General features: G+C 69.8%; 22 protein-coding genes and 1 tRNA gene. 12 read left to right on the top strand and 11 right to left on the bottom strand.

Features of this window, described 5'->3' with window-relative positions:
* From ACX80L_RS06050 to ACX80L_RS06035, 4 genes are all read left to right on the top strand, one after another.
* A complete protein-coding gene (locus ACX80L_RS06050; protein ID WP_459288338.1) occupies positions 1–1,449 on the top strand; it encodes a S8 family serine peptidase in 1,449 nt (482 codons plus the stop codon).
* A 35-nt stretch (positions 1,450–1,484) separates the two neighbouring features.
* Positions 1,485–2,924: an FAD-dependent oxidoreductase gene (locus ACX80L_RS06045; RefSeq protein WP_133081983.1), complete on the top strand. Its 1,440-nt coding sequence runs from the start codon at positions 1,485–1,487 to the stop codon at positions 2,922–2,924.
* Positions 2,925–3,040: 116 nt separating this feature from the next.
* Positions 3,041–3,113, top strand: a tRNA-Leu gene (locus tag ACX80L_RS06040).
* 240 nt (positions 3,114–3,353) lie between these two features.
* Positions 3,354–4,751, top strand: coding sequence for an ABC transporter substrate-binding protein (locus ACX80L_RS06035; RefSeq protein ID WP_133081984.1), 1,398 nt, complete (start codon positions 3,354–3,356; stop codon positions 4,749–4,751).
* A 146-nt stretch (positions 4,752–4,897) separates the two neighbouring features.
* Here the strand turns inward: ACX80L_RS06035 and ACX80L_RS06030 are convergent, their stop codons facing one another.
* The 5 genes from ACX80L_RS06030 to ACX80L_RS06010 form a co-directional block, all read right to left on the bottom strand.
* Positions 4,898–5,608 carry a hypothetical protein gene (locus tag ACX80L_RS06030; protein WP_459288336.1) on the bottom strand — a complete coding sequence of 237 codons (711 nt, stop codon included), beginning with the start codon at positions 5,606–5,608 and terminating at the stop codon, positions 4,898–4,900.
* A 150-nt stretch (positions 5,609–5,758) separates the two neighbouring features.
* On the bottom strand, positions 5,759–6,502 hold the full coding sequence (locus ACX80L_RS06025; protein WP_133081986.1) for an ABC transporter ATP-binding protein: 744 nt from the start codon (positions 6,500–6,502) through the stop codon (positions 5,759–5,761).
* Positions 6,499–7,479, bottom strand: coding sequence for an ABC transporter ATP-binding protein (locus tag ACX80L_RS06020; RefSeq protein ID WP_459288806.1), 981 nt, complete (start codon positions 7,477–7,479; stop codon positions 6,499–6,501). The genes ACX80L_RS06025 and ACX80L_RS06020 overlap by 4 nt, the downstream gene beginning before the upstream one ends.
* A gap of 143 nt (positions 7,480–7,622) precedes the next feature.
* Positions 7,623–8,603: a branched-chain amino acid ABC transporter permease gene (locus ACX80L_RS06015; RefSeq protein WP_133081987.1), complete on the bottom strand. Its 981-nt coding sequence runs from the start codon at positions 8,601–8,603 to the stop codon at positions 7,623–7,625.
* A 9-nt stretch (positions 8,604–8,612) separates the two neighbouring features.
* On the bottom strand, positions 8,613–9,953 hold the full coding sequence (locus ACX80L_RS06010; protein ID WP_459267587.1) for an ABC transporter permease subunit: 1,341 nt from the start codon (positions 9,951–9,953) through the stop codon (positions 8,613–8,615).
* A gap of 294 nt (positions 9,954–10,247) precedes the next feature.
* Between ACX80L_RS06010 and ACX80L_RS06005 the strand changes: the two genes are divergently transcribed.
* Positions 10,248–11,102 carry a Bax inhibitor-1/YccA family membrane protein gene (locus ACX80L_RS06005; protein ID WP_133081989.1) on the top strand — a complete coding sequence of 285 codons (855 nt, stop codon included), beginning with the start codon at positions 10,248–10,250 and terminating at the stop codon, positions 11,100–11,102.
* Positions 11,103–11,199: 97 nt separating this feature from the next.
* Here ACX80L_RS06005 and galK read toward each other — a convergent pair whose 3' ends face one another.
* Genes galK through ACX80L_RS05990 form a run of 3 tightly spaced genes read right to left on the bottom strand, consistent with a single transcriptional unit; the run spans position 11,200 to position 14,269 of the window.
* Positions 11,200–12,354: a galactokinase gene (galK, locus tag ACX80L_RS06000; RefSeq protein WP_459288333.1), complete on the bottom strand. Its 1,155-nt coding sequence runs from the start codon at positions 12,352–12,354 to the stop codon at positions 11,200–11,202.
* Entirely contained in the window at positions 12,351–13,475 is a 1,125-nt protein-coding gene (gene galT, locus ACX80L_RS05995) for a galactose-1-phosphate uridylyltransferase (protein WP_459288331.1), read from the bottom strand. The genes galK and galT overlap by 4 nt, the downstream gene beginning before the upstream one ends.
* Positions 13,472–14,269 (bottom strand): DeoR/GlpR family DNA-binding transcription regulator, encoded by a 798-nt coding sequence (locus ACX80L_RS05990; protein WP_459288329.1) that lies wholly within the window; start codon positions 14,267–14,269, stop codon positions 13,472–13,474. Before ACX80L_RS05990 ends, galT begins: the two co-directional genes overlap by 4 nt.
* Positions 14,270–14,395: 126 nt before the next feature.
* Between ACX80L_RS05990 and ACX80L_RS05985 the strand changes: the two genes are divergently transcribed.
* Genes ACX80L_RS05985 through ACX80L_RS05970 form a run of 4 tightly spaced genes read left to right on the top strand, consistent with a single transcriptional unit; the run spans position 14,396 to position 18,589 of the window.
* On the top strand, positions 14,396–15,307 hold the full coding sequence (locus tag ACX80L_RS05985; protein WP_459288327.1) for an aldose 1-epimerase family protein: 912 nt from the start codon (positions 14,396–14,398) through the stop codon (positions 15,305–15,307).
* Between the two features lie 34 nt (positions 15,308–15,341).
* Positions 15,342–16,673, top strand: coding sequence for an AI-2E family transporter (locus ACX80L_RS05980; RefSeq protein WP_133081994.1), 1,332 nt, complete (start codon positions 15,342–15,344; stop codon positions 16,671–16,673).
* Positions 16,674–16,714: 41 nt separating this feature from the next.
* A complete protein-coding gene (ilvA, locus tag ACX80L_RS05975; RefSeq protein ID WP_459288804.1) occupies positions 16,715–17,974 on the top strand; it encodes a threonine ammonia-lyase in 1,260 nt (419 codons plus the stop codon).
* Positions 17,975–17,986: 12 nt separating this feature from the next.
* A complete protein-coding gene (locus ACX80L_RS05970; RefSeq protein ID WP_459288325.1) occupies positions 17,987–18,589 on the top strand; it encodes a rhomboid family intramembrane serine protease in 603 nt (200 codons plus the stop codon).
* 6 nt (positions 18,590–18,595) lie between these two features.
* On the opposite strand, the gene greA is transcribed toward ACX80L_RS05970, so the two are convergent.
* Together greA and ACX80L_RS05960 are read right to left on the bottom strand one after the other, a co-directional pair.
* Positions 18,596–19,087 (bottom strand): transcription elongation factor GreA, encoded by a 492-nt coding sequence (gene greA, locus ACX80L_RS05965; protein ID WP_133081996.1) that lies wholly within the window; start codon positions 19,085–19,087, stop codon positions 18,596–18,598.
* Between the two features lie 204 nt (positions 19,088–19,291).
* Positions 19,292–19,726 carry a DUF4307 domain-containing protein gene (locus tag ACX80L_RS05960; RefSeq protein WP_459288323.1) on the bottom strand — a complete coding sequence of 145 codons (435 nt, stop codon included), beginning with the start codon at positions 19,724–19,726 and terminating at the stop codon, positions 19,292–19,294.
* 70 nt (positions 19,727–19,796) lie between these two features.
* On the opposite strand from ACX80L_RS05960, the gene mca reads away from it, so the two are divergent.
* The gene (gene mca, locus ACX80L_RS05955) at positions 19,797–20,720 is read left to right on the top strand and encodes a mycothiol conjugate amidase Mca (RefSeq protein WP_459267594.1); all 924 of its coding nucleotides are present in this window, start codon (positions 19,797–19,799) and stop codon (positions 20,718–20,720) included.
* 82 nt (positions 20,721–20,802) lie between these two features.
* Entirely contained in the window at positions 20,803–21,120 is a 318-nt protein-coding gene (locus ACX80L_RS05950; RefSeq protein WP_208740664.1) for a hypothetical protein, read from the top strand.
* Positions 21,121–21,147: 27 nt separating this feature from the next.
* On the opposite strand, the gene trhA is transcribed toward ACX80L_RS05950, so the two are convergent.
* Complete coding sequence (trhA, locus tag ACX80L_RS05945) at positions 21,148–21,900, bottom strand: PAQR family membrane homeostasis protein TrhA (RefSeq protein WP_133081998.1); 753 nt, start codon at positions 21,898–21,900, stop codon at positions 21,148–21,150.
* A gap of 182 nt (positions 21,901–22,082) precedes the next feature.
* On the opposite strand from trhA, the gene ACX80L_RS05940 reads away from it, so the two are divergent.
* Entirely contained in the window at positions 22,083–22,850 is a 768-nt protein-coding gene (locus ACX80L_RS05940; RefSeq protein WP_133081999.1) for an isoprenyl transferase, read from the top strand.
* Positions 22,851–23,080 lie beyond the last annotated feature (230 nt).

Here is a 23,080-nt window from a genome sequence, read left to right as displayed (position 1 = left end):
ATGCGCACCCGACGGCGCGTCGCCGTGCGGACGGGCGCCGCCGTCGTCGCCGGCCTGGTGGCCCTGCTGCCGGCCGCCGTGCCCGCCGCGGCGGACGAGGTGCGTGCCAAGGAGTACTGGCTCGAGGACTACGGCATCGCCGAGGCCTGGAGGAGCACGCAGGGGGAGGGCGTCACGGTGGCCGTGATCGACAGCGGGATCGACGGGAACCATCCGGATCTGGCCGGTGCCGTGGTGGGCGGCACGGACGCCTCCGGCGCGGGAGATCCGCGGGGGCAGCGCGGCATCGGGGAGGTACCCGGCCACGGCACCCTCGTCGGGACCCTCCTGGCCGGACGCGGGCACACCGACGGACCGGAGCAGGCGGGACCGTCGGCCCGGCCGTCCGGCGGCAGCACGGCGAAGGCCACGCCCGCGCGGGACCCCTTCGGCCAGTACGGCGAGGGGCCGGACGGCATCGTGGGGGTGGCCCCGAAGGCCGACCTGCTCGCCGTCTCGGTGTGGATCGAGGGGCAGAACAGCGGCCCCAACCCCGCAGGCGTGACGGTGGACGAGCAGGTACCGGCCGCCGTCCGCTGGGCCGTCGACAACGGCGCCGACGTCATCAACATGTCCCTCGGCAGTACCAGTACCGCCTGGCCGGAGAGCTGGGACGAGGCCTTCCTGTACGCGGAGCAGAACGACGTCGTCATCGTCGCCGCCGCAGGCAACCGGGCCGGGGGACTGACCCAGGTCGGCGCGCCCGCCACGATCCCCGGCGTCCTCGCGGTCGCAGGACTCGACCGGTCCGGCGTCGCAAGCGCCGAGGCGTCCTCGGAGGGCATCAGCATCGCGGTCGCCGCTCCGTCCGAGAATCTCGTCGGAGGCCTGCCCGGTGGGTTCTACGCCGACTGGTCCGGCACCTCCGGCGCGGCACCCCTCGTGTCCGGCGTCGCCGCGCTCATCCGGTCCAGGTACCCCGAGCTCTCGGCAGCGCAGGTCGTCAACCGCATCGTCGGCACCGCGCGCGATGCAGGCCGCCCGGGGTTCGACACGCTCTACGGCTACGGCGTGCTCGACGTCGCCGCCGCTGTCGGGGAGGACCTCGCGGTGCCGGAGGAGAACAGGCTCGGCAGCATGGCGGAGTGGATCCAGCTCTACCGCCGCGGGGGCACGGCGCCCACACCCCTGCCCACGCCGCCGGATCTCCCCGCGGCAGAGGTGATCCCTCCACCGCCGGTACCGACGGCCGAGGATCCGCTCGCGTCGGTCCACACCGTACCCGCCGTCGTCGTCCTCGGATCCGGCGCCCTGATGCTCGCCGTGCTGGCGGGCGGGGGGCTGCACGTGACCCGCGTGAGGAGGCGCCGGACCGCGTCCGCCGGGGACGAACCGGGCCCGGTCGTGGCGGTCCCGGGACGCGGGAACGAGCGGGGAGCGCCAGGGGTTCCGCGTCCGCCATGGAGTTAGTGAAGATTTTCACAAAGTCCGGTAGCATCGGGGACATGGCATCGAACCCACACTTCTCGGACCGCCCGCGCATCCTCGTCGTCGGCGGCGGTTACGTAGGCCTCTACGTCGCGCACAGGCTGCAGAAAAAGGTCAAGGACCACGGCGGGATCGTCACGCTGGTCGATCCGCTGCCCTACATGACCTACCAGCCGTTCCTCCCCGAGGTCGCCGCCGGCAGCATCGAACCGCGCCACGCGATCGTGTCCCACCGCAAGCACCTGCGGAAGACGGAGCTCATCTCGGGCAAGGTCACCTCGATCGACCACGCAGGCCGCAAGGCCACGATCGCCCCCACGGGCGGCGGTGACCCGTTCGACCTCGGCTACACCGACGTCGTCGTCGCTGCCGGTTCCATCACGCGCACCTTCCCGATCGACGGGCTCAAGGACCAGGGCATCGGCCTCAAGACCATCGAGGAGGCCGTGGCGCTCCGCGACCGGATGCTCGAGCGCATCGAGACGGCCTCCGTCCTGCCCGAGGGTCCCGAGCGCGATCGCGCCCTGACCTTCGTCGTCGTCGGCGGCGGATTCGCCGGGATCGAGACCATCACGGAGATGGAGGACGCGGCACGCGACGCCGTGAAGGCCAACGGACGCCTCAGCCGCTCCGATCTGCGCTTCGTCCTCGTCGAGGCCATGGGACGCATCATGCCCGAGGTCACCGCCGAGCAGGCCGAGTGGGTCGTCGGCCACCTCCGCTCCCGCCAGATCGAGGTCCTGCTGAACACGTCGCTCTCCAGCGCCGTCGACGGCACCCTCAAGCTCATCAACATGCCGGACAAGACGCCCGCCGACGAGTTCGAGACCGACACCCTCATCTGGACCGCCGGTGTGCAGGCCAACCCCGTGGTCCGCTCCACCGACTTCCCGGTCGACGAGCGCGGCCGCGTCCGTGCCACCCCCGAGCTGCGCATCACGGGTGACGACGGACCTGTCGAGCATGCCTGGACCGCCGGCGACGTCGCTGCCGTGCCGGACCTCACCGGTGGGGGAGTCGGCGGCTTCTGCGTCCCGAACGCCCAGCACGCTGTGCGCCAGGCCAAGCTCCTCGCCGCCAACATCCTGGCGGCGAACTACGGGCTGGGTGAGGTCAAGGAGTACCGCCACACCAACCTCGGCGCCGTGGCCGGATTCGGCCAGTTCAAGGGTGTCGCGAACATCATGGGCTTCGGCATGAAGGGCTTCCCGGCCTGGCTCGCACACCGCGGCTACCACGGCTTCGCGATGCCCATGTACGAGCGCAAGGCCCGTGTGATCGTCAACTGGAGCATGAGCTTCCTGTTCGGCCGCGACCTGGCCCCGATCTCGGACCTCCAGACGCCCCAGCGCCAGTTCCGCGAGGCGGCCACCCCGCCGCCGAAGAAGGACACGGCGCTGCAGAGCCAGCCGCCCACGCCGGCAGGCAAGGCCGCATCCGCGAAGGCTTCCGCCTGACGTAGCGCAGCACAGCACGAAGAACGACGGCGACCGCCTCCCCGGGGTCGCCGTCGTTCTTCGTGGAGCGTGTCCGGGAGGTCCGCGTGTCCGCGGTACGCTTGACCGGCCGGCCGGCCCCAGTAGCCCAATGGCAGAGGCAGCAGACTTAAAATCTGTTCAGTCAGGGTTCGAGTCCCTGCTGGGGCACTCCCCGTCCACGGCCCACCGTCCTGTTTCGAACCGCACGGCTGCCGTCCGTCGATAGGCAGTGGACTGAGTAGCGCCCGCTGTCAAGAGTGCGTTCCGCCTCCTGTGATGAGCGTTACAAGGATGTAACCCGATTCCCTTATCTCAGACACAAAATTGCATTAGTTTTTCCTACAAGCCAGGAACACCTGGCAATCGCGTCAAAGGCGGCAAGAGCCTTTCGGTCGAGGAGACTAATTAATGACTGCATCACGCAACTCCGCGCGGTTCGGCATCGGGGAGAATGCCCCGCGCGCGGCAAAGGTCGCTGCCCTGAGCCTGGGCATCGCGCTCTTTGCCTCCGGCTGCGGTGGCGGCGGGACCACGGGTTCCGAGGCCGAGGGTGGCGACACCGAGACCACCGCTGCTGCCGGCACTTCTGCACTGGCCTGTCCCGAGAGCGAGGGCGGCACCGGTGAGGAGCAGGGCGAGAAGGGTGATCCCGCAGCCGTACCGGCCAGCAAGACCACGAGCCCGGAGCCGCTCAAGATCGGCTCCATCCTGCCGACCACCGGCACCCTCGCGTTCCTCGGCCCGCCCGAGATCGCCGGCGTCAACCTCGCCGTCGAGGAAGTCAACGCCGCAGGCGGTGTGCTGGGCCAGGACATCTCGATCACGCACCGTGATTCCGGTGACACCACCACCGACATCGCGACCCAGTCCGTGACCGATCTGCTCTCGCAGAACGTCAGCGCCATCGTCGGTGCCGCATCGTCGGGCGTCTCGAAGACCGTCATCAACCAGATCACCGGTGCCGGCGTGGTGCAGTTCTCGCCCGCCAACACCGCCGCCGAGTTCACGACCTGGGACGACCAGGGACTGTACTTCCGCACCGCTCCCTCGGACGTCCTCCAGGGCCGCACGCTCGGCAACTACATCATGACCTGTGGCGCCCAGACCGTCGGCATGATCACCCTGAACGACGCGTACGGCACCGGCCTGCAGGGCACCATCCAGGAGACCGTCGAGTCGGCGGGCGGCCAGGTCGTCGCCAACGAGATGTTCAACACGGGTGACTCGCAGTTCTCGAGCCAGGTGGACGCGATCGCCGCGGCGAAGCCGGATGCGATCGTCCTCATCAGCTTCGACGAGGCCAAGAGCATCGTCCCGCTGCTCGTCGCCAAGGGCATCGATGCCAGCACGCTGTTCATGGTCGACGGCAACACCTCCGACTACAGCGCGGACCTCGACGCAGGAACCCTCGAAGGAGCCCAGGGCACCATCCCCGGCCCCTTCACCGGAACCGGCTTCCAGGAGAGCCTCGCGACGATCGACCCGAACCTCACCAGCTACGCCTACGCCGGCGAGAGCTACGACGCCGTGAACCTCATCTCGCTCGCCTCCGAGGCCGCGGGAAGCGTCGAGGGCACGGAGATCGCGAAGCAGCTCGAGTCCGTCTCGAAGGACGGTACCAAGTGCTTCGACTTCGCGGGGTGCGTCACGCTCCTGCGCGAGGGCGAGGACATCGACTACGACGGAGTGTCCGGTCCCGTGACCTTCGACGAGAACGGTGACCCCACCGAGGCCGCCATCGGTATCTACAAGTACGACGCCGAGAACAAGCCCCAGCCGAGCCGTTCCGAGGTCGGAAAGCTCTAGTCCGGGATTCCCTCCCGATCGGAAGACACACGCAGAAGGCCCCGGCCACCCTTCCCAGGAAGGCGTGGACGGGGCCTTCTCCGTGCACGGCGTGAGCCGAGGAGGCGCGGCGTCGACCGCGCGGCCTTGGGCAGGGCGGTGCGGGGTCAGGCGTCCCCCGGCCGGCGCCTGGAGAGGGCGTAGGAGGGCTCGCGGACCCGGCGGGCCCAGTCGTAGGTCCCGGCGCCGGCCAGGGGGTGCAGCACGGCGTCGAAGTGCAGGTCCTTCTCCTCACCCTGCAGGTCCAGGCGGAGCGTCAGGGTGCCGAAGTGCTGCCAGGGACCGCGCGGCGTCGCGAAGTATAGGCCGAGCTGCCACGGAGCAGCGCCCAGCGCCCGCTGGAACGCCCGCAGCGAGGAGGGCAGGCCCGAGGGGGTGAGCGTCCGGGCACCGAGCAGCACGGGGCCGTCCTCGCCGCGGTACGGCATCATCGTGGTCAGGGGAGCCCGTGAGGTGCGGAGCCGGGGGACCAGGGCGAAACGCGCAGGGAAGGACCACCCGGTCGAGGACAGCAGGACGTCCGAGAACGTCGACGGTGCCGGCGCGGTCTCCGGATGATGGATCCGCACCGCGAGGCCGACGATGTCCGGCAGCCCGTCCGGGGTCCCCACCGACCGCGAGAGGCGCGCCGTGGCCGGGCCCGTGCTCGGCTGGTCCATCCATGGGATCCCGCTGCGGAGGCCGTGGTCGTGCACCACGACGTCGCCGTCGAGCCTCAGACCGCGCGCATGGATGGGGCGGTGCCGGCGTACGTGCTTGATGCCGCGGAACAGGATCTCGAACCCTTTGCCGATCGTGGTGCTGGCCAGTCCTGCCATGTGTCCGGGGTCCCTCCGTCGTCCTGCCCGTCTCTTTTCCCCAACCTAGCGGCCATTAAACGGCGGTGGGCGGAGCCGCTGCCGGCTCCGCCCACCCCTTGCGCTCTGCGCCCGGATCACTCCCGTGCCCGGTGGATCACCGGACTTCGCTCAGGCGGTGTCCGCGAGCGTGCCGAGGTACAGCTGGATGACCTTCGGGTCCTTCATCAGTTCCCGGCCTGTCCCCGTGTACGCGTCCTTGCCCTGGTCCAGCACGTAGGCGCGGTCGCAGATCTGGAGGCAGCGGCGCGCGTTCTGCTCCACCATGATCACGGAGACCCCTGCACGGTTGATCTCGTGGACCCGGAGGAACGTCTCGTCCTGCTTGACGGGGGAGAGGCCCGCCGAGGGCTCGTCCAGCAGCAGGACGGCCGGGTCCATCATGAGCGCACGGCCCATGGCGACCATCTGGCGTTCGCCGCCCGACAGCGAGCCGGCCCGCTGCGCCTTGCGCTTGCCCAGTTCGGGGAAGAGTCCCGCCACGAAGTCGAAGCGTTCCTTGAAGTCCTTGGGCCGCTGGTACATGCCCATCTGGAGGTTCTCCTCGATGGTCAGCGTGCCGAAGACGTTGTTGTTCTGTGGCACGAAGCCGACGCCCCGGCTGACGAGCCGGTTCGCCTTCAGGCCCGTGAGGTCCTGTCCACGCACCACGACGGTGCCGGAGTGGACCTTCACGAGGCCGAACATCGCCTTCAGGAGTGTGGACTTGCCCGCTCCGTTGGGGCCGATGATGCCGATCAGCTCACCGCGCCGTGCCTCGATGCTGCAGCCGTTCAGGATGTTCACGCCGGGGATGTAGCCCGCGACGAGGTCGGTGACCTTGACCACCGAGTCGCCCTCGAATTCCTCTCTCACTTCGTCTCCTCATCCTTGTGCGAGCCCGCAGCGTGTGCGCCGCCGACCTCCGTGACGCCGTGGCCGAGGATTCCCTCGTCCTCCGTGCCGACGACCGACTCCTCGTCCTGCGCGAGCTCCTCCTCGAGGCGTTCGATGCCCGTGGAGTCCCCGAGGTCGACGTCGTGGTGGGCGCCGAGGTACGCGTCGATGACGGCCTGGTCCTTCATGACGATGTCCGGCGGACCCTCGGCGACGACCTTGCCCTCGGCCATGACCACGACCCAGTCGGCGATGTGGCGCACCATGTGCATGTCGTGCTCGACGAAGAGGACGGTCATCCCCTCCGACTTCAGGTTCTTGATGTGGTCGAGGAGCGACTGCGTGAGCGCCGGGTTGACGCCCGCCATCGGCTCGTCGAGCATCACGAGCCGAGGCCGGACCATGAGCGCCCGGGCCATCTCGAGGAGCTTGCGCTGCCCGCCGGAGAGCGAGGCGGCGTAGTCGTCCCGCTTCGTGTCGAGCTTGAACTTCGTGAGCAGCACCTCGGCCTGCTGGGTGATCTCGCGTTCACGCCCGCCCCAGATCCCCTTGAAGAGGGCGCGGGCCAGGCTCTCGCCCGGCTGGTCCGTCGCGCCGAGCCGCATGTTCTCCATGACGGTGAGCTTGCCCATGACCTTGGTGAGCTGGAACGTGCGGACCATGCCCATCCGTGCCACCTTGTGCGAGGCGACCTTCGCCAGGGGCTTCCCGTCGAACTCCCAGTCGCCGCTGTTCGGCACGTCGAAGCCCGTCAGCAGGTTGAACAGGGTGGTCTTCCCGGCGCCGTTGGGACCGATCAGGGCCGTGATCTTGTGCCGGGGGATCTCGAGGTGCTCGACGTCGACGGCGTTGATGCCGCCGAAGCTGCGCGTGACGTTCCGGGCGACGACGATGGGGTCGCGCTTGCGGCACCCGGGGCCGGCCGCCTCGCTGGTGATCGGCTCGGAGTCCGTCATGTGGTCGTGCGGCACTCCCGCCGCGGGGGCCGGACCGCCGCCGTCCGCCGGGACGCCTGCCGCGTGGGCACCGCCCGGACCGTCGGGGAGCCCGGCGGTGCTACCCGTCGCGCCGTTGCTGTTGCTGTCGCCGTGGTTGCCGGTCATGCGAACGCCAACTCCTTCTTGTTACCCAGGACGCCCTGCGGCCTGAAGACCATGAGCAGCATCAGTGCGACACCCACGAGGATGTAGCGCAGCTGACCCGCCTGCGAATTGGACAGGAACGTGATGGCGCCGACCTCGATCGCGCCGTACAGGAGTCCCTGCGTCAACGACAGCACCACCCAGAAGATCATCGCCCCGATGACCGGGCCGAGGACAGTGGCCATACCGCCGAGGAGGAGGCAGGTGTAGAGGAAGAACGTCAGCTCGGTCGCGTAGTTCGCGGGCTGGACGGCACCGCGGGGCAGGGTGAAGATGATGCCGGCGAGCGAACCGAGGACACCGCCGATCACGAGTGCCTGCATCTTGTAGGCGTAGACGTTCTTGCCGAGCGAGCGCACCGCGTTCTCGTCCTCGCGGATCCCCTTGAGGACGCGGCCCCAGGGGCTGCGCATCAGGAGCCAGACGACGAGGCACGCGAGGATCACGACGGCCCAGCCGACGACGCGGATCCAGAGGTCCCGTCCGCTCATGTCGAGGGGGCCGACCGCGTAGCTGTCGTTCCGGAACGGGTTGAGCGAGTAGAACCCGCCCTCGAACGCCGCGAGCCCGTTCGCGGATCCCGTGATGTCCGTGAGGCCGTTGGTCGTGACGATGTACCGGATGATCTCGGCCGCGGCGATGGTCACGATGGCCAGGTAGTCGGCGCGGAGGCGCAGGGTGGGGATGCCGAGCACGATCGCGAAGACGACCGATGCCAGCAGCGCCACCAGGACGGCCACGGGAAGCGGAGCGTTGAAGCTGAGCGTCGAGATGGCGTACCCGTAGGCTCCGACGGCCATGAAACCGGCCTGGCCGAAGTTCAGCAGACCCGAGTAGCCGAAGTGGACGGCGAGGCCGAGAGCGGCGAGCGCGTAGGCGGCCGTCGTCGGGCTGATCAGTTCGCCGAACGCGTTGATGAGGATGTTTCCGAAGTCCATGGGGAGCCCCTAACCTATGCGCTCTCGGCGGCCGAGGATACCCTGCGGCCGGAACAGGAGCACGAGAATCATGATCAGCAGTGCTCCCACGTATTTGAGGTCTGCCTCGAGCCAGATGGTGGAGATCTCCACGAACAGCCCGACGATGATGGAGCCGACCAGTGCACCGAAGACGGTGCCCAGGCCACCGAGCGTGACGCCGGCGAAGATGAGCAGCAGGATCTGCTGCCCCATGTTGTAGGAGACGCCGGGACGGTAGTAGGCCCAGAGGATCCCGCCGAGGGCGGCGAGCATGCCGCCCATGACCCACACGATCCGGATGACGCGGTCCACGTCGATGCCGGATGCGGCCGCGAGGGCGGGGTTGTCGGCGACCGCGCGGGTCGCCTTGCCGATGCGTGTCCGCAGGAGCAGGAACGCGACCGCCAGGATGATCACGAGGCTCACGATCAGCGACGTCAGGTTGTTGCGCGAGATCGAGATGGAGCCGAGATCGATGATCTGGCTCTGCGAGCCGGGCAGCTGCTGCGTGGCGCCACCGAAGAAGAACTGGATGATGTACCGCAGTGCCAGCGCGAAGCCGATGCTGACGATCATCATCGGGACGAGTCCCGTGCCGCGCCGGCGGAGGGGCTTCCACAGCCCGGCGTCCTGGACGTAGCCGAGGAGTCCACCGCCGAGGACCGCGAGGACGATGGCGACGGCGATCGGGAGGCCGGCGGCCGCGAAGGCGAAGGCCAGGACCGCGCCGAGGGTGACCATCTCGCCGTGGGCGAAGTTGGTGAGCCCCGTGGTACCGAAGATCAGGGACAGCCCGACGGCGCTCAGGGCGAGCAGCAGGCCGAAGCTGAACCCGGCGAGTGCGCGTTCGGCGAGTGTCTCGAGGAAGGAGGTCTGCTGGGCGACGATCCCCTCGCCGAAGAGGAACAGCGTGGTGGCGCTGGAGGTGTTGGCGAAGGTGACCTGGCGGGGGTTCTCCTGGCCCTCGGCCAGGGCGATGCCCTCGGGAAGGGTGTCCTCGTCGATGGCAACCTCGTAGGTGCCCTGCTCGGGCACCCCGATGCTCCAGGCGCCGTTGGGGCCCGATGTGGCCTCCCCTTCGAATCCGTTGCCGGTGGCGGTGACGGTGACGTCGGCGATCGGACCGTCGGCACCGCGGAGCACGCCGCCGATCCGGTTGTCGAACTCCTGGGCCTGGACGGTGCCGGCGGTCCGGACCTGGTGCAGTGCCTGGTCGGGCAGCTGGGGAGACGCCTGCGCCGCAGGGGCGCCGAGCAGCACGGTGGCCAGGAGTCCGAGCACCAGCAGCAGGGACCTCCTGATCCGTGCAGGCGTCGATAGGGGAATCAAAATGGGAACCTCCACGGTGGGGGCAGGCCCGGCGGCGAGCCGACGGGATCAAGAGTTGTGACGAGTGTCACGGGCGTGGGGATCATGTTACTAGCGGCATGTTTCGTGATTTCGCAAAAGCGTCGCGACGAGGTAGCGATTCGGTAACGAAAGTTTTACCAAGGGACCTTGGTGTTGTAATTCCGGCTGCCATTCCTCCGGTCCGGCCGGGTGCCCGGGAACAAAACCCCGGCCGGACCGTTGGAATTGGTAGGGTTTCAACAACACTCAGCCCCCTATTGGAGGACTACAGAAATGGCACTTGGCGGTAATCCGGTTTTCAACGGGAAGAATTTCCGTTCCGCTACCCGGGGCAACGCGGCTGCAGGCTTCGGCACCACGACCTACGCGGGTCAGACCGTCGCGAACCAGCAGCAGCTGGAGCACATGTACAACCAGCCGTCCGCCGGACCCGCGCAGACGGGCCGGATGACGTTCGACGACGTGATCGTCAAGACGCTCCTGTCCCTGGGAGTCGTCCTGGTGGGAGCCGCGATCCCTGCGTTCCTCGTTCCGGGCCTCGCCCTTCCCCTCATGGTGCTGGGTGCGCTCGGCGGTTTCGTTCTCGGCCTCGTCAACTCCTTCAAGCGTGAGCCGTCGCCCGCGCTGATCCTGGCCTACGCGGGTCTCGAGGGCCTCTTCCTCGGTGGCCTGACCATGTTCTTCGAGAGCATGTTCCCGGGCATCGCGCTGCAGGCGCTGCTCGGAACGCTGATCGTCTTCGGTGTCACCCTCGCCCTCTTCAAGAGCGGTAAGGTCCGTGCCACCCCGAAGGCCATGAAGTTCTTCATGATCGCGATCATCAGCTACGCGGCCTTCTCCCTGCTGAACCTCGGCCTGATGGTCTTCGGTGCCACCGATGGCATGTTCGGACTCCGCAGTGCTGACATCCCGGGGACCAACATCCCCTTCGGTCTGGTCATCGGGCTCCTCGCCATCGGGCTGGCTGCCTTCTCGCTCATCGTCGACTTCACCTCGATCAGCGAGGGTGTCCGGCAGGGTGCTCCCCAGAAGTACTCGTGGACGGCCGCTTTCGGCCTCACGGTCACGCTGGTGTGGCTCTACGTGGAGATCCTCCGACTCCTCGCGATCCTCCGGGGCGACGAGTAGCATCCGGACGCCCGGCCTGCCGGCCGGCTGAGGCGGATCACGAGCAGAGGGGCCCGCAACCGGGAGGTTGCGGGCCCCTCTGCATTCCTGGAAGCTCTCAGGCGATCCGGGCCGCACCCGCACCGGGCAGGACGCTGAAGATGACCGGTGCCCGGAAACCGGCCGCGGCGAAGGCGGCTTCGACGGCGTCCCGGATGGCCGGGACGTCACCGACCCGCGCCAGGGCGATCGCGGCACCGCCGAAACCACCGCCGGTCATGCGGGCACCGATGGCTCCCGCGTCGAGCGCCGCGTCCACCGCCGTGTCGAGTTCTGCACAGGAGATCTCGAAGTCGTCGCGCATCGAGGCGTGGCTCGCCACGAGGAGCGGGCCGATCTCCGCGGGTCCCTTCTCGGTGAGCACCTTCACGGTGTCCTCCACCCGGGCGTTCTCGGTCACGATGTGCCGGACGCGCCGGAACGTCTCCTCGTCCAGCACGCCCGCGGCCTCGGCCAGGTCCCCGACCGACAGGTCCCGGAGCGCCGGGACCCCCATGAGCTCGGCACCGAGTTCGCAGGAGCGGCGGCGCGCCGCGTATCCACCCGTGGAGTGGGAGTGGCTGACGCGCGTGTCGATGACCATGAGCTCCAGTCCGGCGCCCTCCAGGTCGAGCGGCACGAGCCTCGACTCCGTGGTGCGGCAGTCGAGGAAGACCGCGTGCCCGGCCTCGCCGAGCAGTGATGCGGACTGGTCCATGATGCCGGTGGGTGCGCCCACCATGCGGTTCTCGGCGAGCTGTCCGATCGCTGCGAGCTCACGCCGGGAGACCCCGGCATCCGACAGTTCGTTCGCGGCGACGGCGACGGAGCACTCGAGCGCGGCGGACGAGGAGAGCCCGGCGCCGACCGGCACGGACGAATCCACGAGCAGGTCCATCCCGGGGCAGCGGTGACCCGACTGCTCCAGTGCCCAGAGGACGCCGAGCGGATAGGCGGCCCAGCCCTGGACGCCACCCTCCTCCAGCGAGTCGAGATCGGCCGTCACCGGAGCGTCATCGGGCGCGAACGTCGACGCGACCCGCACGATCCGGTCCGGACGCACCGCGGCCGCGACCGTCGTCGAGTGCTTGATGGCGAACGGCAGCACGAAGCCGTCGTTATAGTCGGTGTGCTCGCCGATCACGTTCACGCGTCCCGGAGCGGACCAGAGGCCGTCCGGTTCGCCGCCGAAGCGGTCCGTGAAGGCTGCTGCGAGGTCGGTGGGGGAGTTCATGCGGGATCCTTCCGGGTGGCGGGAGTGGCGCTGCGCAGTGCTTCCGCGACCTTCTCCGGGGTGGTGTCGTTGATGAAAGCCCCCATGGCGGCTTCCGAGCCTGCCAGGAACTTCAGCTTGTCGGCGGCGCGCCGGGGCGAGGTCAGCTGGAGGTGCAGATAGCTCGCGGGCCGGAGGGCGTCGTCGATCGGAGCCTGCTGCCACGCCGCGATGTACGGCGTGGGGGTGGGATAGAGGGCGTCCAGCCTGCCCAGGAGCTCCAGGTAGACCGTGGTGAGCTCGTCCCGCTCCTCCCCGGTGAGGCCCGCGATGTCGGCCACCCGGCGGTGGGGGACCAAATGCACCTCGAGCGGCCAGCGCGCCGCGAAGGGGACGAAGGCGCTGAAGTGCTTCCCCTCGATCACCATGCGGTCCCCGGAGGCCCGCTCGGCGGCCAGGGCGTGGCCCAGGAGCGTCTGCTTCCCGCCGGAGGCCTCGAAGAACTCGGCCGCCCGGGCCGCGAGGGTCGCGGCGCGGGGCGGGATGAACGGGTAGGCGTAGATCTGGCCGTGGGGGTGCAGCAGGGTCACGCCGATGTCCGCGCCGCGGTTCTCGAAGCAGAAGACCTGCTTGATCCCGGGCATGGCGGACAGCGCCTCCGTGCGGTGGGCCCAGGCGTCGATGACGGTCCTGGCACGCTGGGGGCTGAGGGAACCGAAGGAGCCCTCGTGCGCGGAGTCGAAGGCGACCACCTCGCACCGGCCGTACGCCGGCGCCGTCGTACCCCACTCGGGCGTGGCCGGGAGGTCGCCGAGATCCGGGCCGAAGGAGGAGAAGCGGTTCTCGAACACCACGACCTCGTAGTCGGTGGGGATCTCCGACAGGTTCGAGGGCGTCGTGGGGCACAGCGGGCACTGGTCCGCCGGTGGCAGGTGCGTCCGGGACTGGCGGTGCGCCGCGACGGCGATCCACTCGCCGGTCAGGGCGTCGTAGCGCGCGGTCCCGGCCGGCCCCCGCGGCGGGAGCCCGCGGGTGTCATGGGTGGCCGCCGCGTCGCGGTGCAGGGCGGCGCTGCCCCCGAGCGCATCGAAGTAGATCAGCTCTCGCCCGTCGGACAGGCGAGTCGGGGTGATGGAGGTCATGGGCGCTCTTCCAGGTGGGGGTCGGGGACGGGATGGCAGAGGATGCGGGTCAGGGCGGCGTAGTCGTCGTCGGGCTGCCGATCGGTGACCAGCGCGGCAGCGGCATCGAGCGCGGAGACGCGGGCGAGGCTCACCACGCCGAGCTTGGTGGAGTCCGCGAGGATCACGAGCTTGCCGCAGGTGCGCGCGAACGCCCGGTTCGTGTCGGCTTCGGCGAGGTTGGGGGTGGTGATGCCGGCGGCGGTGTCGACGCCGTGGGCTCCCATGAAGCACAGGTCCGCGTGGAGGGACGCGATGGTGCTGGTGGCGAGGGGGCCGACGAGCGCCTTGGACGGGGTGAGCTGGCCGCCCGAGAGGAGGACCTGCGGGGCCTCGGCGGGCGAGGCCGCGTGCAGGCGGTGGAGCTCGTCCGCCAGGGGGAGCGAGTTGGTGATGACGGTCAGGCCCTGGACGCGCGACAGCAGGGGCGCCAGGGCATACGTGGTGGTCCCGCCCGTGATGGACACCGTCATATCGGGGACCAGGAGCGAGACCGCCGCCGCCGCGATCTGCTCCTTCGCCCGTCCGCCCCGCGTGCGGTTGACGTCGAAGCCGGCCTCGACCGAGCTCAGGCTGCCGGGCCGGACCGCGCCGCCATGGACGCGGATCAGGGCGCCGCGGGCCTCGAGGGTGTCGATGTCACGCCGGACCGTCATCTCCGAGACGCCGAGTGCGAGCGCGAGTCCGCTGACCCGGACCGCGGGCTGGTGCGTGAGGCGCTCGAGGATGGCTGCGTGCCGTTCCGCTGCGAGCATGGTCCTCCTGCCTCACCCCGAGGACTCGAACGAGTCCGAACTAAAACGAACAAAACTTATCATAGGGGGAGATGCCGGTGCCGGGAACCGATCGGAGGTCGCGACAACCGGCGGTAGCATCGCAGCATGACGCACTCCCGGCTCGCCAGCGGCACCAACCACATCCTGCGGGCCGGCTCCTCGACGGTCGTCGTCGCCAGCCTCGCCGCCGCCCTGCGGTCCTACGAGCGCGACGGCGTCGCCCTCACGGAGACCTGGGGCGACGGCGACATCCCGGCCGGGGGCGGAGGAATCCTCCTGGCGCCCTGGCCCAACCGCATCGCCGGAGGCCGCTGGACCCTCCACGGCAAGGAGCAGCAGCTCGACATCACCGAACCCTCGAAGGGCAACGCCAGCCATGGGCTCCTGCGCAACACGGGCTACCGGGCCGTCGATTCCGCTCCGTCGCGCGTGGTCCTGGAGGCGGAGGTGTTCCCCCAGCACGGCTACCCGTTCCACCTGGTGCACCGGGCCACCTACGAGCTCACCCAGGAGCAGCTCACCGTCACCCAGGAGCTCACCAACCTCTCGGACGACGCCGCCCCGTTCGCGCTCGGTGCCCATCCCTACCTCAGGATCTCCGGTGTCGCGACGGAGGAGCTCACCCTGACGGTGAAGGCGCACGAGATGTTCGAAGCGGACGACCGGTCCATCCCGACGGGGAAGGTCGCCGTCTCCGGGGACTCCGACCTGCGCGAGGGCCGGCGCGTCGGGGACCTCGGCATCGACACGGCCTTCACCGCCCTGGAGCAGGTCGGCGGCCGGCACGAGCATGTTCTCGCCGCGCCGGACGGCCGGCGCGTGACGCTGTGGGCCGACGCGTCGTTCGCCTACGCGCACATCTTCGTGAGCACGGTCTACCCGGGTGTGAGCACGGCCGTCGCGATCGAGCCGATGACGGCGCCGGCCGATGCCTTCAACTCGGGGGAGGGTCTTCGCTGGCTCGACCCGGGCGCGTCGTTCTCCGCCGAATGGGGCATACTGCCAGGTCTCGGATAGGGAGCGCCAGGGCCTTCTATGGAAAGATTGGCCCATGCAGCGTCTCCCCGGAGCGAATCCCCAGCGCGCCATCCAGCGCGCCGTGAGCCGCGGCGCCGCCGCGCTGCCCGACCCGCTGCCGCGGCAGCCTGCTGAGCTCCGGCAACGCCCGCGACCCGACGACCGCAACGACGTCCCCTTCGCGCTGCGCGTGGCCGCGTCCTGGTCCTGGCGGCTGGGGCTCGTCATCGTCATCGGGGGCGTGCTGATCTACCTGCTCGGCAGGGTCTCCCTGCTCGTCATCCCGCTCATGATCGCAGGGCTCCTCGCCGCGCTCCTCCTGCCGCTGAAGAAGGCGCTCCAACGACGACGGGTGCCGGACGGCCTGGCCGTGGCGATCACCCTCGTCGGCTTCTTCGGACTCATCACGGCCGCACTCCTCCTCGTCGGACGGCAGCTGGCGCTGGGGTTCGGCAGTCTGTGGGGCGAGGCCCGCGCCGGCATCCAGCAGATGCTGGACTGGCTGGCGCAGGGACCCCTGCAGCTCACGGCATCGCAGATCGACCGGTACCTGCAGGACCTCGGCGACGCAGCACAGAACAACAGCGCCTCGATCCTCAGCGGCGCGCTGTCCTTCGGGACCACGGCGGGCCACGTCGCCGCGGGCTCGCTGCTCACGGTGTTCGCCCTCATCTTCTTCCTGCTCGACGGCGGGCGCATCTGGCGCTTCGTCGTCGGACTCGCACCCGTCCGCGCCCGGGCGGCCGTCGACGGCGCGGGGCGCAGGGGCTGGACGTCCATGGCCGGCTACGTCCGGGTCCAGATGCTCGTGGCCGGCGTCGATGCGATCGGTATCGGCGTCGGTGCGGCGATCATCGGTGTCCCGCTGGCCCTGCCGCTCAGCGTCCTCGTGTTCCTCGGGTCCTTCATCCCCATCGTCGGCGCGCTCGCCACGGGGTCCGTCGCCGTCCTGCTCGCCCTGGTCGCGAACGGCTGGGTCAATGCCCTCGTGATGCTCGCGATCGTCCTCCTGGTCCAGCAGCTCGAGGGGCACGTCCTGCAGCCCCTGATCATGGGACCGGCCGTCGCACTGCACCCGCTCGCCGTCGTCCTCGCGGTGGCCGGCGGCACGCTCCTCGCGGGCATCCCGGGTGCCCTCTTCTCCGTCCCGATCCTCGCGGTCCTCAACACCTCGGTGCGCTACATCGCCCAGCGGGCGTGGGAGTACGATCCGGTCGTCGCCCCGGGTGCCCTGCCGCGCAGCGGAGGGTCCGGCATTAGCAGGCCGGCGACGACGGAGGACATGCTCCCGTCGTCACCGGCCAGCACCCCGGAACCTCCCGCCGCCCAGCCGGCGACAGCCCTCCAGGAAGAGATCTCCCAGTGACCGAGCAGACCGTAGCAACCACCCCCACCGCGACCACCGTGCTGGACTTCCCCGACGGCACCGACCTCCCGGTGACCCTCGCCGACGTCGAGGCCGCCGAGCGTACCCTCGAGGGCGTCATCGCCCGCACGCCCATCGAGCAGTCACGGGCACTCGGACGCATCACGGGATCCAGCGTCTCGTTCAAGTGCGAGAACCTCCAGCGGGCGGGGTCCTTCAAGGTCCGCGGTGCGTACAACCGGATGGCGCAACTCACCGAGGCGGAGCGCGCCCGCGGCGTCGTCGCCGCGTCCGCCGGCAACCACGCGCAGGGCGTCGCCGTGGCCGCCGCCCGGCTCGGCATCGCCGCCCGGATCTACATGCCCCTCGGGGTGGCCCTGCCCAAGCTCGCCGCGACGCGCGGGCACGGCGCAGAAGTGGTGCTGCACGGGCACAACGTCGACGAGGCGCTCGCCGAGGCCAAGAAGTACGCCGACGAGACCGGCGCCGTCTTCGTCCATCCGTTCGACAACGTGGATGTCGTGGCGGGTCAGGGGACGCTCGGTCTCGAGATCCTGGAGCAGGTGCCCGACGTCGACACCATCCTGATGGGTGTCGGCGGTGGCGGCCTCCTCGCCGGCGTCGCCGTGGCCGTCAAGGCGCGTGCGAAGGAGCTCGGCCGGGAGATCCGCATCATCGGCGTGCAGGCCGAGAACGCGGCGGCCTATCCGCCCTCCCTGGCCGCCGATGCCCTCGTCCCCCTGACCAAGGTCTCGACGATCGCGGACGGTATCGCGGTCGGCCGCCCCGGCCAGCTGCCCTTCTCGATCATCCGGGAACTCGTGGACGACGTCGTGACCGTCAGCGAGGACTCCCTCGCGCGGGCGCTGATCTTCCTGCTGGAGCGTTCGAAGATGGTCGTCGAGCCCGCGGGCGCCGTGGGGGTGGCGGCCCTGCTCGACGGGAAGCTCACCGAGAACGGCGCACGACCCGGCAACACCGTCGTCGTGCTCTCGGGCGGCAACATCGATCCGATGCTCATGCTGAAGGTGATCCAGCGCGGACTCGCCGCGGCGGGCCGCTACCTCGTGGTGCGCATGCTGCTCGACGATCGGCCCGGCTCCCTGGCCACCATCTCCCGGATCATCGCCGAGTCGGACGCCAACGTCACCGGTGTGGACCACACCCGGGTGGGCGGATCCATCAGCATGGGCGACGTCGCGATCACCATCAACATGGAGACCAAGGGCGACGAGCACTGCGAACAGGTCCTCAGCAACCTGCGCGCGGAAGGCTTCCAGCCCCAGGTCATCCAGGGCTGAGGAGCCTCGACGATGACACCCCTCGCCCGGCGGGCCCGGACGGGGCTGGTCACCGTGGCCGGCCTCGTCGCCGTGATGTGGGCGGCGCTCCTCCTGGACGCGGTCCTCGGGAACGGCCTCGTGCGCACCCTCGGGATCGCACCGCGGCGGCTGGAGGGTCTCGACGGCGTGGTGTTCGCTCCACTGCTGCACTCCGGCGCGGGGCACCTGGCCGGCAACACCCTCCCGCTGCTCGTCCTCGGGTTCCTGGCCTTCCTCGAGGGCGCACGCCGCTTCCTCGTGGCGATCGGCGTCAGCTGGGTGGCCTCGGGCCTCGGCACGTGGCTCTTCGGCGGAGGACTGACGATCGGGGCGTCGGGCGTCGTCTTCGGCCTCTTCACCTACCTCGTCACGCGCGGGTTCTACAACCGGGACTGGAAGCAGATCCTCCTCGCCGTCGTCCTGTTCGCCGCCTATGGATCCATCCTGTGGGGCATCCTGCCGGTCGTCGGTACGAACATCTCCTGGCAGGCGCACCTCTTCGGCGCGCTCGGCGGCGTACTGGCGGCGTTCCTGCTCAGACGGGAGCGGCCCGCCCCCGGAGGGACGGACCGCTCCTGGTCCGGGCAGGGCTAGCCGGCCTCAGCCGACGTACGGGGTCGCCGAGATGATCTCGACGGTGATCTGCTTGCCGTTGGGCGCGGTGTAGGTGACGGTGTCCCCGGCCTTCGTGCCCTGGATCGCGGCGCCCAGCGGGGACTTCTCGCTGTAGACGTCGATATCGGTGTCGCCGGCCACCTCGCGGCTGCCGAGGAGGAAGTTCTCGACGTCGCCCGCGATCTTCGCGGACACCATCATGCCGGGCTCGACGACGCCGTCGTCGGCGGGTGCCTCGCCCACGTGCGCGTTGTTCAGCAGATGGGTGAGCTGCCGGATGCGTGCCTCGGCCTTGCCCTGCTCCTCCTTGGCGGCGTGGTAGCCGCCGTTCTCCTTGAGGTCGCCCTCGGAGCGGGCCTGCTCGATGCGGGCCACGATCTCGGTGCGGCCGGGACCGGACAGGTGCTCCAGCTCGCTCTTGAGTCGGTTGTAGGACTCCTGTGTGAGCCAGGCGACGGGTGCGCTGTGAGTGGACACGGGATATCTCCTTCGGTACGGCCTCCACCGGTCGGGGCGGGGCGTGTGGTCGCTTCACCGGGGAAGGGCGGGGCCGTCACCACCGGCAAGCAAACACCCCGCCTCCTGGGACCGGAAGGCCGGTGCACCGGTGAAGCGGGGCGATACGTATCCCTCCAGTCTAGAGGGGGGAGGGCCATAACCCAAGAAGGTCGGCTTCCGGGCTCAGTCCCCGACGATCCAGCAGGCGTTGACGCCACCCGAGACGGCAGGCGAATCGGTGCGGACATCGACGCGATGAGCGGTGGTGCCGCCGTCGTTCACGCCCTCGTCGGCGTTGTTCGGACCGATGGTGACCACCTTCCAGCCGACCACCGCGTAGTTCTCGCTCAGCACCTGGACGGCGCACTGGGCCGTGTCCGAGCGGTCCTTCGTCACTTCGAAGTCGACGCCGGCCCGGCCCTCCGAGGAGAGGGAGAACCCGACGTCCTTGGAGGAGACGGCGGGGCTCCCAGAAGTCAGGGCGACGGCGGCGACCGCGGCCACGGCCGCCAGGACCGCCGCGACGACCAGCATCCGCACGCGGCCCATCGGCTTCTTCGGCTTGGGGGTGCCGTAGCGATTGGCTACTCTTGGTGTTGGCGTATCGGCGGAGCTCACGCTCCCATTTTACCGTCCCCACGGCGGCCCCTCCGGCCGTCCCCTTCCCGCATCGAGCCAGGAGCACGTGTTGTCGAGCCAGGACCATCCCCGCGTGTCCCAGAAGGGCTTCCGCCTCCTCGCGGTCCATGCCCACCCCGACGACGAGTCGAGCAAGGGCGCGGCCATGATGGCCCGCTACGTCGCGGCAGGAGCGGAGGTGCTGGTCGCGACCTGCACGGGAGGCGAGCGCGGCGACATCCTCAACGCGGCGATGGACGACGACCCGCATGGCAAGCGCGACCTCCCCGGCCTGCGCCGGATCGAGATGGCGCGGGCCGTCGCCGAGCTCGGCGTGCAGCAGCGGTGGCTCGGCTTCACCGACTCCGGGCTGCCCGAGGGCGATCCGCTGCCCGACCTGCCCTTCGGCTGCTTCGCGCTCCAGCCCCTCGAACGCGCGGCGGCTCCGCTCGTGAAGCTCGTCCGCGAGTTCCGTCCGCACGTGATCATCAGCTACGACGAGAACGGCGGCTACCCGCACCCCGACCACATCATGGCGCACCGCGTGGCCGTCGAGGCGTTCGACGCCGCGGGTGATCCGGAGCGGTATCCCGGGACGGGTGAGCCGTGGGCGCCGGCCAAGCTCTACTACGACCGCGCCTTCAACCCCGAGCGCTTCCGTGCGCTGCACTTCGCGCTCGAGGAGGCGGGCCTGCAGTCGCCGTACGCCGAGCGGCTCGCGCAGTGGCTGGAGGCGGACGCCGAGGGCCACCAGCCTCCCGCCCCCGTGCACCCCACCACCACCCAGATCGACTGCGGCGACTTCTTCGGGCACCGGGAGCGGGCGCTCCTCGCGCATCGGACGCAGGTCGACCCGGAGGGCTTCTTCTTCGCCGTGTCGGTCGAGCTGCAGCAGAAGGTGTGGCCGTGGGAGGACTACTCCCTCATCACGTCGCGGGTCGGGTCCTCCCTGCCCGAGGACGACTTCTTCGCGGGCATCACGCCGGAGTCCTAGGTCCGCGGTCGACTTCTATCCCGCGTAGAATTGCTGGCGGCGGGCTGCTCGGCCCGCTGCGAGCTCCGAAAGTGGTGGATGCGTGTTCCCTTCCCTCAGCCTGGCTGCAGCGACGACTCCGTCGGGCGACCCGACGCTGAAACCGGGGCTGGATCCGTCCTCGGTGACGCCCGGCACACTGGGTTTCCTGGCGACGCTGTTCGTCGTCGTCCTCGTGATCTTCCTGATCCGGGACATGGTCAAGCGCATCCGGCGCGTCCGCTACACCGCGGAGGTGGAGCAGGCCCGTGCGGAGCGCGGGAGGACGGACGGTACGCCCGACGGGGAGGGCCGGTTCCGGGGCCCGGACGACATCGGCCGCCCAGGGCCGGGCGGGACGCACGGCCCGGACAACCGCTGACGACGCTCGGGCAGGGCTGCGTGCCGGTCAGCCGCGGATCGGGTCCGTCACGGCGAGCATGATCGCGATGAAGTGGGCCGCGAAGGCCGCCACCGTGAAGGCATGGAAGAGTTCGTGGAAGCCGAAGACGCGCACCGAGAAGTTGGGGCGCTTGATCCCGTAGAACACCGCCCCGGCGATGTACAGGACGCCGCCGACGCAGATCAGGACGGCCGCGGGCACGTTCGCGGCGAAGAAATCGGGCATGTAGAACACGGACGCCAGGCCCAGGGCCACGTAGACCGGCACGTAGAGCCAGCGCGGTGCGTGGACCCACAGGTTGCGGAACAGGACGCCGGCGATCGCGCCGCTCCAGATGATCCACAGCAGCGTCCCGGCCTTGCCGCGCTCGAGCAGCGCCCAGGCCAGCGGCGTGTAGGAACCGGCGATCACGAGCATGATGTTCGTGTGGTCCAGCCGCTTCAGGACCACCTTGACGCCGGGACTCCAGCTGCCGCGGTGGTACACCGCGCTCACGCCGAAGAGCAGCACCCCGGTCAGCGCGTAGACGGCGGAGGCGATCCGGAGTCCCGGGGTCGGGGCCAGGACCACGAGGACGATCCCGGCCGCGACGGCCAGGGGGGTGGCGACGGCATGGATCCAGCCCCGCCAGAGCGGCTTGGTCGCGATCGCGTCCGCGAGGGGACCGGCCACCGCGTCCACCGCATTCCCGAGGGCCGTGTCAGGGCTGCCGGCGGGATCCGGCGGGCCCGGGACGGGGGCGGGACGGCGCGGGGTCATGCCTCGGATTCTAGCCGATCCGAAGCTATGTTACCCACGGGTAACCTCTGGTCCACGGGCACCGAACGTCCCTGGTCGGCCTGGTGTCAGGCAACTGCCGGTACGGTAGGAGGGGGCACAGGGAGCCCGCATCGAGAATCTCCTCCGGCCGGGCCGGAGCCGACCAGGGGAGGCAGCCGGGCGTGACGTGGAAGTTCCCCGAGGTCGGCTACAGCTTCTACGAGCGCAGGCTGCAGCGACACCTCGCGCCCGAGCGCATCCCGCACCACATCGGCGTCATGGTGGACGGCAACCGTCGGTGGGCGAAGCTCGCGGGTGCGCCGACGAGCCACGGGCACCAGGCCGGCGCGGACAAGATCCACGAGTTCCTGGGCTGGTGCGAGGAACTCGGCGTCGACGTCGTGACGCTGTACATGCTCTCGACGGACAACATGGGCAGGCCCCAGGAGGAAATCGACCAGCTCCTCGACATCATCGCGAACACCCTGGACCGGCTCGGCGAGAGCAACCGGGTGCGGGTGCAGCCCGTGGGCGCCCTCGACCTCCTGCCCGACGACCTCGCGGAAAAACTCGTGGGCCTCGCGGCATCGACCGAGAAGATCGACGGCCTCCACGTCAACGTCGCCGTGGGGTACGGGGGCCGGCGGGAGATCGTCGACGCCGTGAAGGAACTGATGCGCGACGCCGCGGCGAAGGGCATGTCCCTCGAGACCCTCGCCGAGGAGCTGACGGACCAGCACATCTCGTCCTTCCTCTACACGCGCGGCCAGCAGGATCCGGACCTGGTGATCCGGACGTCCGGCGAGCAGCGGCTCTCCGGGTTCCTGATGTGGCAGAGCGCGTACAGCGAGTTCTACTTCTGCGAGGCGCTGTGGCCCGATTTCAGGCGCGTCGACTTCCTGCGGGCGCTGCGGGACTTCGGCCGCCGCCAGCGCAGGTTCGGGTCCTGAGAGTTCACCGGACCGTAATGATCGACATGCCGGAGAGACCTGCGCCGCGTCTCCGGACGGCGTAGGGTCTAGCCATCGGGTGGCGTTCAGATCCCCCGATGGAAGGCCGCTGATGACGCCGACGGTGCTGACAGGCATCTCGTACGAGTCGGGGAGGCCGCGACCGGCCTCCGGGCCGGATCGTCCACCCCACCCTACGAATTCGGGGTGTGCGCACCCCGGAGCGGAGT

This window comes from Arthrobacter sp. MDT1-48-3 (assembly GCF_054511015.1).
This window is presented reverse-complemented; position numbering and strand designations above follow the sequence as displayed.

Coding starts and splice junctions, on each gene's coding strand:
- ACX80L_RS06050 (WP_459288338.1), top strand. CDS start 1: ATGCGCACCCGACGGCGCGTCGCCGTGCGGACGGGCGCCGCCGTCGTC.
- ACX80L_RS06045 (WP_133081983.1), top strand. CDS start 1,485: ATGGCATCGAACCCACACTTCTCGGACCGCCCGCGCATCCTCGTCGTC.
- ACX80L_RS06035 (WP_133081984.1), top strand. CDS start 3,354: ATGACTGCATCACGCAACTCCGCGCGGTTCGGCATCGGGGAGAATGCC.
- ACX80L_RS06030 (WP_459288336.1), bottom strand. CDS start 5,608: ATGGCAGGACTGGCCAGCACCACGATCGGCAAAGGGTTCGAGATCCTG.
- ACX80L_RS06020 (WP_459288806.1), bottom strand. CDS start 7,479: ATGACGGACTCCGAGCCGATCACCAGCGAGGCGGCCGGCCCCGGGTGC.
- ACX80L_RS06015 (WP_133081987.1), bottom strand. CDS start 8,603: ATGGACTTCGGAAACATCCTCATCAACGCGTTCGGCGAACTGATCAGC.
- ACX80L_RS06005 (WP_133081989.1), top strand. CDS start 10,248: ATGGCACTTGGCGGTAATCCGGTTTTCAACGGGAAGAATTTCCGTTCC.
- galK (WP_459288333.1), bottom strand. CDS start 12,354: ATGAACTCCCCCACCGACCTCGCAGCAGCCTTCACGGACCGCTTCGGC.
- galT (WP_459288331.1), bottom strand. CDS start 13,475: ATGACCTCCATCACCCCGACTCGCCTGTCCGACGGGCGAGAGCTGATC.
- ACX80L_RS05990 (WP_459288329.1), bottom strand. CDS start 14,269: ATGCTCGCAGCGGAACGGCACGCAGCCATCCTCGAGCGCCTCACGCAC.
- ACX80L_RS05985 (WP_459288327.1), top strand. CDS start 14,396: ATGACGCACTCCCGGCTCGCCAGCGGCACCAACCACATCCTGCGGGCC.
- ACX80L_RS05980 (WP_133081994.1), top strand. CDS start 15,342: ATGCAGCGTCTCCCCGGAGCGAATCCCCAGCGCGCCATCCAGCGCGCC.
- ACX80L_RS05970 (WP_459288325.1), top strand. CDS start 17,987: ATGACACCCCTCGCCCGGCGGGCCCGGACGGGGCTGGTCACCGTGGCC.
- trhA (WP_133081998.1), bottom strand. CDS start 21,900: ATGACCCCGCGCCGTCCCGCCCCCGTCCCGGGCCCGCCGGATCCCGCC.